At 61.8% G+C, this 17,225-nt stretch carries 16 protein-coding genes; 11 read left to right on the top strand and 5 right to left on the bottom strand.

Annotated elements, in window-relative coordinates:
* Positions 1-89: 89 nt before the first annotated feature.
* Both U1R88_RS02200 and U1R88_RS02205 read right to left on the bottom strand, forming a co-directional pair.
* Complete coding sequence (locus U1R88_RS02200) at positions 90-632, bottom strand: hypothetical protein (RefSeq protein WP_322429787.1); 543 nt, start codon at positions 630-632, stop codon at positions 90-92.
* Between the two features lie 1,127 nt (positions 633-1,759).
* Positions 1,760-1,888 (bottom strand): YgdI/YgdR family lipoprotein, encoded by a 129-nt coding sequence (locus tag U1R88_RS02205; RefSeq protein WP_245197435.1) that lies wholly within the window; start codon positions 1,886-1,888, stop codon positions 1,760-1,762.
* Positions 1,889-2,418: 530 nt separating this feature from the next.
* Between U1R88_RS02205 and U1R88_RS02210 the strand changes: the two genes are divergently transcribed.
* Positions 2,419-3,954 (top strand): hypothetical protein, encoded by a 1,536-nt coding sequence (locus U1R88_RS02210; RefSeq protein ID WP_322429788.1) that lies wholly within the window; start codon positions 2,419-2,421, stop codon positions 3,952-3,954.
* A 201-nt stretch (positions 3,955-4,155) separates the two neighbouring features.
* Here the strand turns inward: U1R88_RS02210 and U1R88_RS02215 are convergent, their stop codons facing one another.
* On the bottom strand, positions 4,156-4,596 hold the full coding sequence (locus tag U1R88_RS02215) for a hypothetical protein (RefSeq protein WP_322429789.1): 441 nt from the start codon (positions 4,594-4,596) through the stop codon (positions 4,156-4,158).
* A gap of 421 nt (positions 4,597-5,017) precedes the next feature.
* Between U1R88_RS02215 and ssb the strand changes: the two genes are divergently transcribed.
* The gene (ssb, locus tag U1R88_RS02220) at positions 5,018-5,506 is read left to right on the top strand and encodes a single-stranded DNA-binding protein (RefSeq protein WP_068290831.1); all 489 of its coding nucleotides are present in this window, start codon (positions 5,018-5,020) and stop codon (positions 5,504-5,506) included.
* 137 nt (positions 5,507-5,643) lie between these two features.
* Here ssb and U1R88_RS02225 read toward each other — a convergent pair whose 3' ends face one another.
* Positions 5,644-6,279 (bottom strand): MarC family protein, encoded by a 636-nt coding sequence (locus tag U1R88_RS02225; protein WP_068290829.1) that lies wholly within the window; start codon positions 6,277-6,279, stop codon positions 5,644-5,646.
* A gap of 170 nt (positions 6,280-6,449) precedes the next feature.
* Between U1R88_RS02225 and U1R88_RS02230 the strand changes: the two genes are divergently transcribed.
* The 5 genes from U1R88_RS02230 to kdsA all read left to right on the top strand — a co-directional run bounded on the left by U1R88_RS02230 (position 6,450) and on the right by kdsA (position 12,557).
* A complete protein-coding gene (locus U1R88_RS02230) occupies positions 6,450-8,156 on the top strand; it encodes a lysine--tRNA ligase (protein ID WP_322429790.1) in 1,707 nt (568 codons plus the stop codon).
* A 111-nt stretch (positions 8,157-8,267) separates the two neighbouring features.
* Positions 8,268-8,669 (top strand): preprotein translocase subunit SecG, encoded by a 402-nt coding sequence (secG, locus tag U1R88_RS02235; RefSeq protein WP_068290825.1) that lies wholly within the window; start codon positions 8,268-8,270, stop codon positions 8,667-8,669.
* 225 nt (positions 8,670-8,894) lie between these two features.
* Positions 8,895-10,523, top strand: a complete 1,629-nt coding sequence (gene pyrG / locus U1R88_RS02240; protein ID WP_322429791.1) for a CTP synthase — start codon at positions 8,895-8,897, stop codon at positions 10,521-10,523.
* 94 nt (positions 10,524-10,617) lie between these two features.
* Entirely contained in the window at positions 10,618-11,493 is an 876-nt protein-coding gene (locus U1R88_RS02245) for a VOC family protein (protein ID WP_322429792.1), read from the top strand.
* Between the two features lie 230 nt (positions 11,494-11,723).
* On the top strand, positions 11,724-12,557 hold the full coding sequence (kdsA, locus tag U1R88_RS02250) for a 3-deoxy-8-phosphooctulonate synthase (protein ID WP_322429793.1): 834 nt from the start codon (positions 11,724-11,726) through the stop codon (positions 12,555-12,557).
* Positions 12,558-12,752: 195 nt separating this feature from the next.
* On the opposite strand, the gene queF is transcribed toward kdsA, so the two are convergent.
* Positions 12,753-13,214 carry a preQ(1) synthase gene (gene queF / locus U1R88_RS02255; protein WP_068290819.1) on the bottom strand — a complete coding sequence of 154 codons (462 nt, stop codon included), beginning with the start codon at positions 13,212-13,214 and terminating at the stop codon, positions 12,753-12,755.
* 241 nt (positions 13,215-13,455) lie between these two features.
* On the opposite strand from queF, the gene U1R88_RS02260 reads away from it, so the two are divergent.
* From U1R88_RS02260 to pdhA, 4 genes are all read left to right on the top strand, one after another.
* Entirely contained in the window at positions 13,456-13,986 is a 531-nt protein-coding gene (locus U1R88_RS02260) for a tellurite resistance TerB family protein (RefSeq protein WP_068290816.1), read from the top strand.
* Between the two features lie 97 nt (positions 13,987-14,083).
* Positions 14,084-15,364, top strand: coding sequence for a phosphopyruvate hydratase (eno, locus tag U1R88_RS02265; protein ID WP_068290814.1), 1,281 nt, complete (start codon positions 14,084-14,086; stop codon positions 15,362-15,364).
* Positions 15,365-15,549: 185 nt separating this feature from the next.
* A complete protein-coding gene (locus tag U1R88_RS02270; RefSeq protein WP_068290812.1) occupies positions 15,550-15,864 on the top strand; it encodes an FtsB family cell division protein in 315 nt (104 codons plus the stop codon).
* A gap of 265 nt (positions 15,865-16,129) precedes the next feature.
* Entirely contained in the window at positions 16,130-17,188 is a 1,059-nt protein-coding gene (gene pdhA / locus U1R88_RS02275) for a pyruvate dehydrogenase (acetyl-transferring) E1 component subunit alpha (RefSeq protein ID WP_082979867.1), read from the top strand.
* The last annotated feature ends 37 nt before the right edge of the window (positions 17,189-17,225 follow it).

The following is a 17,225-nucleotide window of genomic DNA, read 5'->3' on the forward strand; positions in this document are numbered from 1 at the left end:
CCCGATCGGGTGTTTGAATGGCGCCCGATCGGGCCGGAGCCAGCGACCGATGGTGAATTGGCATGCCGACTTGTTCAGTGCGGCATATGCTAGGTTGCGTTGGAAATATCCTTGGCGAGGCCGGATGCGCCGCCGCTGTATCCGGAAATTGCCGTGGCCAGCGTGGGATTGGTTGCGGCCAGTTTGGCGTTTATGGCTTCGATCACAGCAGGAGTGACGGGCTTGTTGGTCGCCGCCGCAAATGCTGCAGCCAGTTGAGCGAGAGTCGGGGCTGTTGTGCCCTGCTGGGGAGAAAGATAGCCTGCGAGCAGGCCGCCATAGGCTACCACTTTGCCGATCGCTGACTTCGGCGAAGCATGTTTCAGGGCAGACGGTGAAGCATGCAGGAATCCGTTCAACTTCCCGAGCTGGTTTGCCGAAAGGTCCGATCCACTTCCCTGGTCGCTGTCGCCGGCAGACGCGCTGGCTGAATGAGCCGAGCCATTGCCATTCCCGTGGCCACCGCCATTGCCACCGCCGTCACCGCCTCCCTTGCCGTTGTTGGCGAGAACGGGAGTCGCGATCAGGGAAGCGCTAAGAATAGCGGCGGACAGGGCCTTTGTCAGGGATGACGTATTGCGAATGAAGCGCATGTGGTTCTCCATGACGCCCCCCAATTCCTCCCTCAAAGTCAGGTGCTATCACTTCTTGTTCAGATTGTGGCATCCGCCACCCACTCAACCGAAGGTATATGTTGCCCAAATGGAAAAGGCATCTCCGATCCCGAAGGGCTAAAGCGAGTGAGCGACCGCCAGTTCAGTGCAATATCACGTTCGAATTACGCCGGATCTCGACAGTTCACCTCGCGGCGCAATAAAGTGCCACAGGCAACCATCTTGGCCCGGCGTCCGACAGCGCCGGGTTTTTCTTTGGTCAACGAGGAGCCTGGCTTCATCGGCAACAACATTCATGCCGGGCCAGGTCGTGAGAATGTCCCCGACATTTCTCAGGGAAGGAGCGGGCTCCGTGAGATCGCTTTTGATCCATGCGACCTGAACGGCGCGCCGGAGCTAGCGGTAGATTTGGCGGACCGACTCAGCCGGATCGGCTTGCTTGGGGCGAGGTAAAATAGGAGGCCCGGCTTAGGGCTGGGGGGCTGTCTGATTAAAGACCCGGGCCTCCAGCTTCCATTTCCAAAGAAGCCTCTGGATCGTAAAGACCGGCTCTCTTCCCAACAATCCATACCTTGGTATGGGGCCGCCAGGCGATCGAGGCTGCCAGTCCTTTGTTGTCTTTCCACAATTCCTGTGCCGCCCGCGCCCGCAGGTTGCGGCTTCCTGCCTGCTCATCCGATAATTCACTGCGGCGGTCGGCAGTCCCCCTTCCGACCGACGTACTCATTGTCATGTAACTGAATACCCGGCCGTCAATGCGCGCCGGGTTTTTTCTTGGAGAATTCACGAACGACCGCACTCGAGCCGTAATCCCTCCAAGTTTGGCTCGGAATCCTTACCGGGGCACTCTCTCCAGCCCCGGAAGGTTTCACGGTGCTGCACTACACCATGTCTTGGTCAGAAAAGGCATGGCCGCCGACCGGCTTCTTCCCCTGGGAAGAACATGCCGGAATGGTACCCGTCCCAAAAGAAAACCCCACCGGATCGGCAGGGTGTTCGTGCAGGCTCGAAACCTGATGGAAGCCGCTCGGGCCTTGCAGCGTCGGGCAAATAGCACCTTGGCCGCTCGTATGATCGGCAAAGCACCTATTGGCAGCGCGAAGGGCTCAGCGCGGGAACGGCGTATCCGGGCCGACGACGTAAGCCGGACGGCGGTCGGCCTGACCATAGTCGCTGGCGCAGGCTGCCAAGCCGGCCAGGACGAAAACGGCGGTGAGGATCTTCAGAATTGTCATTGTCGCTTCCATTTTTTCGGACGGCAGCGATGTAGGTCTAACACCGAACCATTACCGAGGGCACTTTTGTTTTCATGGCATAATGCTGCGAAACCGTAAACGTTTCATGCTGGCAAACGCGGTTTCCGCCGTTTTTTTGACCTCTTGTCATGTATCGATTGGGCGGAGGTGCTAGGATGCTACCTTGGGTGGTGGCGATTGCCGGCCACTATCGTGGTGCCCGTGCCCGAAGTCTGTATCGAGAAAGGTTTGTGACGTGCGGAACTGTCCGCTGCCTCATCCATGCTCCATAACAGCCTCAGGATGATCCGCCCGCAGCGTGATAAACGCTCCCGTCACGGAGACTATCGAATGTGTCATGTGCGTTTCGGCACCTCGTTTCCGATCCTGACGGGGCCTAGTGCTGCTGTACCGGTTCAAAGCCGGTTCTGAACGTCCACCGCTCTTTCATCGACCCAGGCGTGCGCACCTCATGATTATGCGTTAAGAGTGCGCCGCGAAACGGCTTACCACCCACTGAAGGAAACTCCATGCAACTTCTTCGCATGAAACGCCGCAGTCCCGCCGCCAGGCTGGCTTTTCGAAGCACGCTGCTGGCCGCAACGCTGCTGAGCGCTCCCGCCTTTGCGCAGGGCGTATCGGCGGATGGCGCCAAGCAACTGCAGGACAGCCTCGCCAAGACATTCGGCAGCGGCCTTTTCGAGAAGGGCATCCTGTCGATCACCCCGCAGGGCAGCGCCTATGCCGTGAAGCTCGACCTCAGCTCCACCCTGGCCCAGCTCAAGGGAGCCGGCGTCACTGCGAGCTTCGACCCGATCACCTATCTGGCCACGCCCAATTCGGACGGCACCTATGCGGTGACCAGCGATTCGCCGATCAACTACAATTTCAGCGGTACCCAGGGTGACAAGCCCTTCGCCATGAAGGTTGCGGCACCTTGCAAGTCGTCGGGCGTGTTCGATCCCAAGATCGCGACCTTCTCGACCTATGAAGCGACCTGTGCCTCGATGTCGATGGAGATGGAGGATCCCGAGAGCAATGTCACCGCGAGCATTGGTCAGATCACCCAGAAGATGACCGGAGCGGCCGGTAGTGCAGGTGGTGTCGACATCACCGCCATTGGTTCGGCCACCGACTTCGTCGAGAACATCGTCGGCAAGACCAAGCCCCTGACCATCAAGGTCGCGGCCAAGTCCCTGAATTCGGATGCCAAGATCGACAATCTCCAGCTGACGACGGTGCTGGAATTCGTCGGCATGGCGGCCAATTCCAAGGATCCCAAGGAACTGATCGCCAAGCAGGCCGAGATCAAGCAGAAGCTGACGGCTGCCCTGCCGCTTTGGAACAATCTGTCGGGAACGTCCAAGCTGAACGATGTCACCATCGACACACCGATCGGCCCGGTCAAGCTCGGCAGCCTCAGCTACGGCGTCGGCATGACCGGTGCGGTCAAGGACGCCTCCTATGGCATCGACATCAAATATGACGGCTTGGCGTTGCCGCAGTCCCCGGTCATCCCGGGCTGGGTGGCTCCGCTGGTCCCCGGCCAGGGCAATATCGATGTGAAGTTCGAGGGCGTCGACCTCGAGGCCATCACCAAGCTGGCGATCGAGAATTTCGATGCGAGCAAGGATCCGCCGATCCCCAACGAGCTGACGCCGCAATTCCTGGCTCTCTTCATGGCCGGACAGCCGCATGTGGCCCTGGCGCCCAGCACCTTCACCGCTCCGGCCGGCGCCGTGAGCGCTGAAGGCAAGATGAGCGTCATGCCGAGCCAGAAGGGCAAGGTGACGATTTCGGCCACCAATCTCGACCAGATCATCGCGGCTGTGAACGCCGCCCAGGTTCCCAACAAGGAATCGGCCCTGATGGGCATCGCCCTGATCAAGGGACTGGCCAAGACCGGTGCTGACGGCAAGGCCGTCTGGGATGTCGATTTCGACGCGGCGACCAAAGCCGTCAGCGTCAATGGCCAGGTGCTCAGCGCCGGCAGCGGCGGCGGTGCCGCCGGTGGCGACGAAGGTGGCAGCAGCGACGACGAAGGCGAGGGCGACAACGCGCAATAAGAGCGCTTGCCGGTCGGGATGCCGATGTGATGAAGGGGCAGGCGTGAGCCTGCCCCTTTCGTTTGGGCGAGGCATTGGGCCATGAGGCGAAATCGCCTGGGCGCGCCTTGCTCTCTGCAATTCCAGAGGAAGGCGGAAGGCCAAAGAAAAACCCCCGCGGATCGTTCCGCGGGGGTGATGTTTCCGGCGTCGACGAAAGGCTCAGTCGGCCTTGGCTTCGCCAGCCGCTTCGGCCGAAGCCGGCTGCTGGGTCGGTTCGGCGGCGCGTGCATTGTGCAGCGGGCGGATCGTCTGGAAGGAGGCGCGCTCCTGGGCCGCGGGGCGGCCGGTCAGGCTGACGACGTCGCGGCGGATCGAGGCAATTAGCTCGCGAATGGAACCGCTGTCACCGTCGGGACGATATTCCTCACCGAGCACGTCAAGCTTGGCGCAGAGCTCGACGGCGTTTTTGGCGGGGGCGCGGGAGATTGAATTGGCGATGGAGCGCAACTCGGCGACGAGTTCGTCGCGCAAGCCCTTCTGGTCATCGGCATCGATGATCGGGGAAGCGAGCATGCCGCGCAAAGCGGCGCGCCGCAAACCCAGAGCCGCTACCGTGTTGGCTCCGTCGTTCGCTTCGCGCTGTTGTCCTGGTCCTGCCATGTTGCTGCCCTCGTATGGAACTAAGAATTGAAGTGTGCGGCTCCCCTGCACGCCCAATGTGGCGAAAGAGCGATGACGGAAAGCGCGGCTCTGATTTTCGACCTGCTTGTTGGGCAAGTTACCAGGCAAAGGCAAGGTTTTCTTGGCCGGATGCCGCAGATTCCCACATGATTCGAGGCGAAATGGCCGAGTTCGAGATGGCGGGGTCTTTGATGGGGCTTGGTAAGCGGATGGTTAAGGCGGGACGCTTGCATTATGTGAACAAATGTGGAACAAACTAATTGTGCATGAAGCCAATTCCATTGCGGGTGTGGCGCCGGGAGCATGCTAGAGCAGGAATGATGGAGGCACCCCTCGGGGCGCCATGTGGCGTGCGGGCCGGTTCGGCAGGCAGGCTGTGAAGCGAAGGAAGGAAGCCTCGATGTCGGGCTCGGTGAACAAGGTCATTCTGGTCGGTAATCTCGGCCGCGATCCGGAAGTGCGGCGGCTCAACTCGGGCGAGCCGGTCGTCAACCTGCGTATCGCCACGACGGAGAGCTGGCGCGACAAGGCCACAGGCGAGCGCAAGGAGAAGACCGAGTGGCACAGCGTGGTCATCTTCAATGAAGGGCTGGCGCGCATTGCCGAGCAATATCTGAAGAAAGGCTCCAAGGTTTATCTCGAGGGCCAGCTCCAGACCCGCAAATACAATGATGCCTCCGGCGTCGAGAAATATTCCACCGAGATCGTGCTGCAGCGCTATCGCGGCGAGATGACCCTCCTGGATTCGCGCGGCGGCGGGCAGGGCGATGGCGGCCGGGACTACCAGGGCAATGATTTCGGCTCGTCGAGCCCGATGGAACGTCGCCCGGCACCGGCTGGTTCGAGCAAGTTTTCCTCGGCCGACATGGATGATGACATCCCGTTCTGAAATCGGACGAAGTCTGTCGATAAGCTGCATGAAGCGCCGGTCACATCCTGTGGCCGGCGTTTTGCTTTGGGCGCGATCGAAGGCCGGATCATCGCCTCCCGGATGGAGGGCAGGGGGGCGAACGCGCTGCGGGCCCGCTATCCCGCCACGATCGCCCTGACCCCGTCGACGATGAACTGCACCGCCAGGGCCGACAGCACGATGCCGAGAAGCCGTGTCAGTACGACATTGCCGGTGATGCCCAGGAGCTTGTTGATCACCCCGGCGAGGCGGAACGAGACGTAGCAGCAGGCCGTGACGAAGGCGATGACGAGAAACAGGGAGGCGAATTTGGCGGGCTCGCCATGGGCCTGGGCCGAGAGCAGCATCACCGCGGTGATGGCGCCTGGGCCGGCGATCAAGGGGATCGCCAGCGGAAAGGCCGCAACGTTGGAGATGAAGTCCTTGGTGATGGCGGTCTCCGCGGTCTCGTTCTTGCGCACGTTGGAGCGGTCGAACACCATTTCATAGGCGATGGCGAACAGCAGCAGGCCGCCGGCGATGCGGAAGGCCGGTGTGGTGATGCCGAGCAGCCTGAGGAAGGGTTCGCCGGCAATGGCGAAGAAGGCGAGCACGCCGAAGCCGATCACGCTGGCGCGCCAGCCGACCGAATGCTGCTGCTCCTTGTTCATGCCGCGCGTGACGCCCAGGAAGATCGGGCCGAGGCCGGGTGGATCGACCACCACCAGCAAGGTGACGAGAGCGGCGGTCAGATAGTCCAGAAGCGGCGTCATCAAGCCCCTCGATCGATCATTTGCCCGCGCCAAAGATTCTCGCGCCAAGATTGACGCTGCGGCCCGGCCTGAATATGGCTGTGCCTTCCGCTTGCGGTCGAGGGAAATCAAACGACCTCGTGCGCCGTCTGGCTTCCCGTCCACAAGCAGCAGAAAAAATCGGATCGAACATGTCAAATCTCTATCCGGCCGAGCTCGTCGCGGCCGCCAATGTCTCCGCCGCCTGGCCATTCGAGGAGGCGAGGAAGCTCGTCGCCCGTTTGCAGAAGCGGTCCGGCGACAAGAAAGAGGTCTTGTTCGAGACAGGCTATGGTCCCTCGGGCCTGCCGCATATCGGCACCTTCGGCGAGGTCGCGCGTACCACCATGGTGCGCAATGCCTTTCGCCTGCTGACGGAAGATCGTATTCCGACCCGGTTGCTCTGCTTCTCCGACGATATGGATGGCATGCGCAAGATCCCGGAGAATGTGCCGGATCCCGAAGCGCTCAAGCCTTATCTGCAGATGCCGCTGACCCGTGTTCCCAACCCGTTTGGCGGCGACTACAAGAGCTTCGGCGATCACAACAACGCCATGCTGCGTCGCTTCCTCGATACGTTCGGGTTCGATTACGAATTCGCCAGCGCGACGGAATACTATGCATCCGGTAAGCTCGATGCCGTGCTGCTGAAGGCCGCCGAAAAGTACGACGAGATCATGGCCGTCATGCTGCCGACCCTCGGCGAGGAGCGGCAGGCGACCTATTCGCCGTTCCTGCCGATCTCTCCGAGCAGCGGGCGAGTGCTCTATGTGCCACTCAAGGATGTGAATGCCAAGGCGGGGACCATCACCTTCACCGACGAGGACGGCGTCGACAAGACTCTGCCGGTCACCGGCGGCAAGGTGAAGTTGCAATGGAAGCCGGATTTCGGCGCGCGCTGGGCGGCGCTCGATGTCGACTTCGAGATGTTCGGCAAGGACCACCAGACCAACGCGCCGGTCTATGACGCCATTTGCGAGATCCTCGGTGGCACGGCCCCGGAGCACTATGTCTACGAGCTCTTCCTCGACCAGCACGGCCAGAAGATCTCGAAGTCGAAGGGCAATGGTCTGACCATCGACGAATGGCTGACCTATGCCACGCCGGAGAGCCTGGCGTTGTACATGTACCAGTCGCCACGCTCGGCCAAGAAACTGCATTTCGACGTCATTCCGCGCGCCGTCGATGAGTATCTGCAGTTTCTGGGCGGGTTCGGGCGGCAGGATGCCAAGAACCAGCTCGGCAACCCGGTGTGGCACATTCATGGCGGCAATCCGCCGGCCCCGGAGACGATCGGCCAGGAAGGTGCGCGCACTACGATCAATTTTGCGCTGCTGCTCAATCTGGTTGCCGTCGCCAACGCGGAGAACAAGGACGTGCTGTGGGGCTTCCTGCGTCGCCATGCGCCGGACGCATCGCCGCAGACCCATCCGCAACTCGACAGGCTGGTCGAATATGCGATCCGTTATTTCCGGGACTTCGTGAAGCCGGCCAAACAGTATTCGGTGCCCACCGACGCCGAGCGCGCCGCCCTTGAGGCGCTGTCGGACGCCCTCGGCGAGTTGCCGGCCGATGCCGATGCGGCGATGATACAGGACAAGGTCTATGATGTCGGTCGCAGCCTGCCGCCCTATCAGGACTTCAAGGCCAAGGGCGCCACATCAGAGCGTCCTGGTGTATCGCTGGAGTGGTTCAACACGCTCTATCGCATTCTCCTGGGCGAGCAGAGGGGCCCGCGCTTCGGCTCCTTCGCGGCGATCTACGGTATCCCGGAGACGCGGACCCTGATTGCCAAGGCGCTGTCGGGTGAACTTGTGAGCGAGCACGAGGCGTTTGTCGCCGCAAAGCAGCCCGCCTGAGCTTCAAGAACGGGGGGCTGGCGCAGCTCATGCCAGCTTCCCATATGACAGGGGTAGTCAGCGGGCCTCGCTTCGTGTAGGAACGCGCCCGAATTCTTTCCGGATCAGTCCATGCAAACCGTTCTCATCTCGATCCACCTGATGGTGGTCCTGGCCCTTGTTGTTGTGGTGCTGCTGCAGCGCTCCGAAGGTGGGGGGCTCGGCATCGGCGGCGGCTCGGGCGGTTTCATGACCGGACGCGGCCAGGCGAATCTGCTGACGCGGACGACGGCGGGCCTCGCGGCCGCCTTCTTCATCACCAGCCTGCTCTTGACGATTCTTGCCAATCAACAGAGCCGCCCGGGTGGTTCGCTGCTCGACCAGTATCGTCCGGCCGCGCCGACGAGCCAGCCGGCCAATCAGCCTGCGACGCCGGCCCAGCCCGCACCGGCAGCTCCGGCCCCGTCCAATGGCGGGTCGGTGTTCGATCAGCTGCAGGGCGGTGGCGAACCGGCGGCACCGGCCAAGCCGTAATGAACAGCCCGGCAGCGTGATTGTCGGGCTCGGGACTGTAGCGTCCTAGAGCAAAGCGCGTTCAAGCTCGAACGCTTATTTGCTCTAACTCATTGTTCCGACGCGTCTTTGCGATTCTTGGTGATTCCACCAAATCGCAAAACGCTTTGCGTCACTTGAAAATAATCCTGCGGGCAGCGATTGCCCGCTCGTCGAATCATTGTGTTTTTGTCTAAGTGGGGGTCCATGACGCGGTACATTTTCATCACCGGCGGCGTGGTCTCCTCGCTTGGAAAAGGGTTGGCTTCAGCCGCCCTCGGCGCCCTTTTGCAGGCGCGCGGCTACAAAGTCCGCCTTCGCAAACTCGATCCCTATCTCAATGTCGATCCGGGCACGATGAGCCCGTACGAGCATGGCGAGGTCTTCGTCACCGATGACGGGGCCGAAACCGACCTCGACCTCGGCCATTACGAGCGCTTCACCGGACGTCCGGCCTCCAAGGACGACAACATCACCACGGGCCGGATCTATCTTGACATCATCACCAAGGAACGGCGCGGCGACTATCTCGGCGCCACCATCCAGGTCATTCCCCATGTCACCAATGCCATCAAGGACTTCGTCCTCAAGGGCAATGACGGCGTGGATTTCGTGCTGGTCGAGATCGGTGGCACCGTCGGCGACATCGAGGGCCTGCCTTTCTTCGAGGCGATCCGCCAGATCAAGTCCGATTTGCCGCGCGGCGCCTGCATCTACACCCATCTGACGCTGCTGCCCTTCATTCCCTCGGCCGGCGAGCTCAAGACGAAGCCGACGCAGCATTCGGTGGCCGAACTGCGTTCGATCGGCATCCAGCCCGACATCCTACTCTGCCGTTCCGATCGCGAGATCCCGAAGGAAGAACGGCGCAAGCTCGCTCTGTTCTGCAATGTGCGCGAGACCGCGGTGATCGAGGCGCGCGACGTCGCTTCGATCTATGACGTGCCCATCGCCTATCACGAGCAGGGCCTCGATACGGAAGTGCTGGCAGCCTTCGGCATCGAGGATGCGCCCAAGCCCGATTTGTCGCGCTGGCGCAAGATCTCCCAGACCATCCACAATCCCGAGGGCGAGGTGACCATTGCCATCGTCGGCAAATATACCGGCCTCAAGGATGCCTATAAGTCGCTCACCGAGGCACTGACGCACGGCGGCATCGCCAATGGCGTCAAGGTCAAGCTGGACTGGATCGAAAGCGAGATCTTCGAGCAGGACGATCCGGCCCCTCATCTGGAGCATGTCCACGGCATCCTGGTGCCCGGCGGCTTCGGCCAGCGCGGCGCCGAGGGCAAGATCAAGGCGGTGACCTTCGCCCGCGAGCGCAAGGTGCCCTATTTCGGCATCTGCTTCGGCATGCAGATGGCGGTGATCGAAGGCGCCCGCTCGCTCGCCGGCATCAAGAATGCCAATTCCACCGAGTTCGGCGCGACGAAAGAGCCTGTCGTCGGCCTGATGACCGAATGGATGAAGGGCAACGAGCTTGAGCAGCGCGCGCAAGGCGGCGATCTCGGCGGCACCATGCGGCTCGGCGCCTATCAGGCGACGCTGAAGAGCGGGTCCAAGATTGCCAGCATTTACGACTCGACTTCGATCTCCGAGCGCCATCGCCATCGCTATGAAGTGAACATGAGCTATCGCGAGCGCCTGGAAGACAAGGGCATGGTGTTCTGCGGCACCTCGCCGGACGGCTTGCTGCCGGAGACGATCGAATATGCCGATCATCCCTGGTTCATCGGCGTGCAGTACCATCCCGAACTGAAGTCGCGTCCCTTCGAGCCGCATCCCTTGTTCTCGAGCTTCATCGCGGCTGCCGTCGAACAGAGCCGGTTGGTGTAGTTGGTGTGCCGGTCTTCAGACCGGCATTTGCGATATGCCGGTCTCGTTCCATCTCTCGATGGAACTGAGAAGACCGGCACACCGGAGCAACATCATGCCTCGTGGTCTCGATCATCTCGTTCTTGCCGTTCGCGACCTCGAGGCCGCCGCCTCGCATTACCGGGCGCTTGGATTCACGGTCGGCGCCCGCAACCGCCACCCCTGGGGCACCGAGAACCATGTGGTGCAGTTCCCGGGCACCTTCCTGGAACTGATCACGGTCGGCAGCGAAGGCATCACCGATGCTGTCTGGGCCGACCGCTCGCGTTTTGCCACCTTCTCCCGAGATTATCTTGAACGCTATGGCGACGGCTTCGCCATGCTGGTGGTCGAGGCGCAGGATGCCGCCGTCGACAAACTGGCCTTCGACGAGGCCGGCATCGGCGGCTTGGATCCCTTCTTCTTCGAACGCCAGGCGAGGCGACCGGATGGTTCGGAGGTCCGCGTCGCCTTCACGCTTGCCTTCGCTGCCGATGCAGCCATGCCGGCGTCAGGCTTTTTCGCCACGCAGCAGCACGAGCCGCAGAATTTCTGGAATCCCGACTTTCAGCGCCACGAGAACGGGGCCGTCAAACTCGGCGGCATCGTCATGCTGGCGGCAGAACCCGCGGCAACCGTGCCGTTCTTCGAAGCCTTCACAGGCGCGAGGGCGGTCTGCGCCAGCGCCCGCAACATGGCGATCGTCACGCCTCGCGGGACCGTGGAGGCGATGTCTCCGGATTGCTACCAAGACGTGCTCGGCCTCCAGCCGGCGCTGTCACTGGCCGATGGTGCGCGCCTTGCTGCCTTCAAGGTGACGGCGCCGCTCGAAGCCATGGCTGCCCGCCTGGAACAGGGCGGCATCGCCTTCATCCGCCACCGCAAGCACCTGGCAGTAGCGGCCGCCGACAATTTCGGCACAGCCCTGATTTTCGAAGAGCCCAGGGCCTGAGCGGAGATGACGGGGGTGGTGTGCCGATCTCCAGATCGGCATCTTCCTTGCCGGCAAATCCATCGTTTCCAGGAATGCCGATCTGGAGATCTGCACACCAATCCCGCGCCTGTCTCGGTAAGGTCAGTGCACGGAAGCGAGGCGGTTGCGGTCCCGCGATATGCGCCGAACTTGCCTTCGCCCGCCGTCAGCCTTATCTCCGGCATGACCTCTCAGTTCCAGGATCGCCCATGACCGCCGCCAACTCCGTCGTCTCCCTTGGCAAGCTCCGCATCGGCAATGCGCTGCCGCTCACCGTGATCGCAGGCCCCTGCCAAATGGAGAGCCGCGACCACGCCATGGAAATGGCGACCGGCATCAAGGCGATCACCGACAGGCTCGGCCTGGGCCTGATCTATAAGAGCTCGTTCGACAAGGCCAACCGCACCTCGGCCACGGGGGCTCGCGGCGTCGGCCTCGAGAAGGCGTTGCCGATCTTTGCCGAGATCCGCGAGAAGTTCGGTGTGCCCGTCATCACCGACGTCCATGAAAACGATCAATGCGCCAAGGTCGCTGAGGTCGTCGACGTGCTGCAGATTCCGGCCTTCCTCTCGCGCCAGACCGATCTCCTGGTGGCGGCCGCCCGTACCGGCCGGGTCGTCAACGTCAAGAAGGGGCAGTTCCTGGCGCCGTGGGACATGAAGAACGTCGTCGCCAAGATCACCGAGGCCGGCAATCCCAACGTGCTGGTGACCGAGCGCGGCGCCTCCTTCGGCTACAATACGCTGGTGACCGACATGCGCGCGCTGCCGATCATGGCCGAGCAGATCGGTGCGCCGGTGGTGTTCGATGCTACCCATTCGGTCCAGCAGCCGGGCGGGCAGGGGACCTCGTCTGGCGGCCAGCGCGAATTCGTGCCGGTCCTGGCCCGCGCCGCCGTGGCGGTCGGCGTGGCTGCCGTCTTCATCGAGACCCACCAGGACCCCGATCACGCTCCGTCCGACGGCCCCAACATGGTGCCGCTCAACCAGCTTGAGGCGCTGCTCACGCGGCTGAAGCAGTTCGACGCGATCGCCAAGGGCTGAGCGCCCTGGAGGCAATTACCCCTCCATGAGAGCTGGCATCATGGTCGTGACGGAACAGTGGAGGGTCGATCTCCAGATCGACCGTCTTGGAAACGTCGAGCGAAATAGAGGGCGAAGGTGGTCGATCTGGAGATCGACCCTCCTTCTTCCCGCGCCGTACTCGCCAAGCCAGCGCCCATAGGCGTTCCCTTTCGCTCAGCCCCGGCCACGATAGGTCGGTACGCCCTGGTCCGGCAGCCAGAGCTCTTCGGGCGGCTTGCCGGTCTGCCAGAACACATCGATGGGAATGCCGCCGCGCGGATACCAATAGCCGCCGATGCGCAGCCAGCGCGGCTCCAGCAGTTCGACGAGGCGACGACCGACGGCCACGGTGCAATCCTCGTGGAAGGCGCCGTGATTGCGGAAGCTGGTGAGATAGAGCTTGAGCGACTTGGACTCGACGAGCCAGTCCTTCGGCGCATAGTCGATGACGAGATGGGCAAAGTCGGGCTGCCCCGTCACCGGGCACAACGATGTGAATTCGGGACAGGTGAATCGGGCGAGATAGAGAGTATCGGCCTGCGGATTGGGAACCCGGTCGAGCCGGGCTTCCTCGGGTGATGCAGGGATCTTGCTTTCGCTGCCAAGCTGGAGCGTGGAAGGGTCGAAACTGGGCATGTCTGTCTCCCATGCATGGATAATCGGCTCGCCAATCGGCGATTTTCAGCATCCATGCAAGCTGTTTCCCAGGGCATTTTGCGACTTGCCCTCATCGATAAGGATCGCAATGGCAGGCCAAACAGACTGTGAGTGCAAGCAGGTGTTCCTGCGTGAACATGCTTTGCGCGAAGCAATGTCGGCTGTCGTGACAATGTGACTATTTCGTGGCAAGACCTCCATACTAACGCTGGGGAATACTATGCCGGTCATTGCTTTGATCCTGAGTGCCTTCATGGGCTGGTTCGTCTTTTGGTTGATCCGTTTTGACGGGCACGAAGTCATCGCCTCCTATTTCAGCGCGGCGGCGCGCCAGCGGCGCATGCAGCGGGCTCGGGACGCGGAGGCGAAAGCGGCGGTACGCTCCGTGACGGAAGCGCGCGATGGCGCTCTCGCCCTGCTGATCAAGCTGGGCAGCGTCGATCACGCCGTGCTGCCGGCTGCCGAAAAGCTGATTGACGAAGCCGCCCGCACTGTGTTCGGCTATGGCGATAAGCTGGTCGAGCATCGGACCTTTGCAGAATATGTCGCCCGCAATACCCCGAGCTTCTCGGTGCTGTTCCGTGAATTGGCGCCGTTGTTCGACAAGCAGCTTGCGGCAGACGAGCGCAAGGACCTGATCGATCTCATGCATAAGGTGGCCGAGGCTGCCGGTGGCATGACACCGACGCGGCGGGAAATGCTCGACGAAGTGCAGGCCCGTTTGTTACCGTCCAAGGCCGCACGCGTCTGAGATGGCAGTTTGGTGACGTTGTTTTGCTCTTTCGCCATGGCCGTTCATCCGCTATGAGCGCGACGAACAATCCGTCATCGCAAACAGGAGCAGCCCCATGACCGCCATCAGCGACATCATCGCCCGCGAAATTCTGGACAGCCGTGGCAATCCGACGGTCGAGGTCGATGTCTTGCTGGAGGACGGTTCGACGGGGCGTGCGGCCGTGCCGTCCGGCGCTTCCACCGGCGCCCATGAGGCGGTCGAGTTGCGCGATGGCGGCAAGCGCTATGGCGGCAAGGGCGTCGAAAAGGCGGTTGAGGCCGTCAATGGCGAGATCTATGAGGCTCTCGGCGGTCTGGACGCCGAAGACCAGATCCAGGTCGACCAGGCCATGATCGATCTCGACGGCACGCCGAACAAGTCGCGCCTGGGTGCCAATGCCATTCTCGGCGTCTCCCTCGCCGTGGCCAAGGCCGCAGCCCAGTCGGCCGGCCTGCCGCTGTGGCGCTATGTCGGCGGTCCCGCCGCCCGCGTCCTGCCGGTGCCGATGATGAACATCGTCAATGGCGGCGTGCATGCCGACAACCCCATCGATTTCCAGGAATTCATGGTGATGCCGGTCGGTGCGCCGACCTTCGCCGAAGGCTTGCGCATGGGCGCCGAGATCTTCCACACCTTGAAGAAGGGCCTGAAGGATGCCGGCCACAACACCAATGTCGGCGATGAGGGCGGTTTCGCCCCGAACCTGCCGTCGGCCAAGGCTGCGCTCGACTTCGTGATGAGTGCCATCGAGAAGGCCGGCTACAAGCCGGGCGAGGATGTGATGCTTGCCCTCGACTGCGCCGCCACCGAGTTCTTCAAGGACGGCGTCTACGACTACAGCGGTGAGGGCGTGAAGCGCTCGATCGCAGAACAGGCCGACTATCTGGCCCAGTTGACGGCGGACTATCCGATCGTGTCGATCGAAGACGGGCTGTCCGAGGACGATTTCGAAGGCTGGAAACTGCTCACCGACAAGGTCGGTTCCAAGGTGCAACTCGTCGGCGACGACTTGTTCGTGACCAACACCGAGCGCCTGTCCATGGGCATCAAGAAGGGCCTGGGCAATGCGATCCTGGTCAAGGTCAACCAGATCGGCACCCTGACCGAGACGCTCGCCGCCGTGGAAATGGCCCACAAGGCCGGCTATCGCGCCGTGATGTCCCACCGCTCTGGCGAGACGGAGGATTCCACCATCGCCGACCTCGCCGTCGCCACCAATTGCGGGCAGATCAAGACGGGCTCGCTGGCCCGCTCGGATCGCACGGCCAAGTACAATCAGCTCCTGCGCATCGAGGAGGCCCTCGGCACCCAGGCGCTCTATGGTGGCCGGGCTGCTCTGAAGGCCCTCGCCTGAGGCCGATTCACAGGACGTAAAGACGAAAGCCGGGGAGCTTCTGCTCCCCGGCTTTTTATTTGGGCCGCATTTTTGCATGGCGGTCCTGTCGGCCTAGCATGCAGAAGGGGCAAAACGGCGTAGATTTTGCGCTGCAGCAAGCGGCGTCAACGGAATATCAACCATCCGGGCTTAACCATGCCCTCATGGTCATACGCACACGCATCCGCGCCATCTTGAACCAGCTCGCTCTCCTGGCGGGAGCGGCCGCAGCCATCGCTTATTTCTCCTATCAGGCCTTCAATGGCGAGCATGGCATCCAGGCACAGCACCAATTCGACCAGCAGAAGCAGGATCTGGGCAACGAACTGGTTCTGTTGCAGAAGGAACATGCCGCTCTTGATCGGCGTGTGAACCTGCTCAGGTCGCAGGCGATCGATCCGGACATGCTGGACGAGAAGGCACGTGACGTGCTGGGCCTCGTTCACCCCAATGACGAAGTAGTCTTGCTGACCAAGTAGGGGCAGCTTTCCACTTGTTGCGGCTTCCTGTTCACTAAATGGATTTCTATTTCGTGGCGGCTGTCACGCGGTCTCGAAGTTTGACGAAAATGTGTCAAAGAATAACAGGAATTGGGTTCATTGATGAATGAACGGAATTTAAGTTAATTCATAATTGTGTTGCATGTTCAATATGTTGCAGTGCAGCATTTGGGTGTGGCTCTCGCTTTTTGATATTGGATGCGCTAGCACTTCCTCAGCTTAGCCACCAATAATCGGAGGGTTCATGGCCGCTACAGCCGCAAAGGCCGCTGCTACCGCTAGCAAGGCTTCGAAGACTGCCGCCCGCTCGGGCAAGGCAGCGGGGGCAACCAAGACGGCATCGTCGTTCTCCCGCGAACAGGAGCTCAACGCTTATCGCGAGATGCTGCTGATCCGCCGCTTCGAGGAGAAGGCGGGACAGATGTACGGCATGGGCCTGATCGGCGGTTTCTGCCATCTCTATATCGGGCAGGAAGCCGTCGTGGTCGGGCTGCAGATGGCTTCGCGCGAAGGCGACCAGGTCATCACCGGCTATCGTGACCATGGGCACATGATTGCGGCCGGCATGGCGCCCCGTGGCGTCATGGCCGAACTGACCGGACGCCAGGGCGGCTATTCGCACGGCAAGGGCGGCTCCATGCACATGTTCTCGGTAGAGAAAGCCTTCTATGGCGGCCATGGCATCGTGGGTGCGCAGGTGTCGCTCGGCACCGGCCTGGCTTTCGCCAATGCCTATCGCTCCGATGGCAAGGTGAGCCTGACCTATTTCGGCGACGGCGCCGCCAATCAGGGCCAGGTCTATGAAAGCTTCAACATGGCGGCGCTGTGGAAGCTGCCCGTCGTCTACGTGATCGAGAACAACAAATACGCCATGGGCACGTCGGTGAACCGTGCTTCGGCCCAGACCGATTTTTCCCGCCGCGGCCTGTCCTTCAACATTCCCGGCGAGCAGGTGGACGGCATGGATGTGCGCGCCATCTATGCGGCGGGCCAGAAGGCGATCGAGCATGCCCGCTCCGGCAAGGGCCCCTATATCCTGGAGATGCTGACCTATCGCTATCGCGGCCATTCGATGTCGGATCCGGCGAAGTACCGCTCCAAGGACGAAGTCCAGAAGATGCGGACCGAACACGATCCGATCGAGCAGAGCCGCGCGCGCCTGCTCGGCGAGCATGGCATCAGCGAAGAAGAGCTGAAGAAGATCGATTCCGAGATCCGCGACATCGTCAACGATGCCGCCGATTTCGCTACCAACGATCCCGAGCCCGATCCTTCGGAGCTGTGGACCGACATCCTGAAGTGATCGTCGGCCGTCCCGGCCTGCTCGCGTAAATCCCATT

Origin of the sequence: Labrys sedimenti (assembly GCF_034424805.1) — a bacterium.
Taxonomy (GTDB): domain Bacteria; phylum Pseudomonadota; class Alphaproteobacteria; order Rhizobiales; family Labraceae; genus Labrys; species Labrys sedimenti.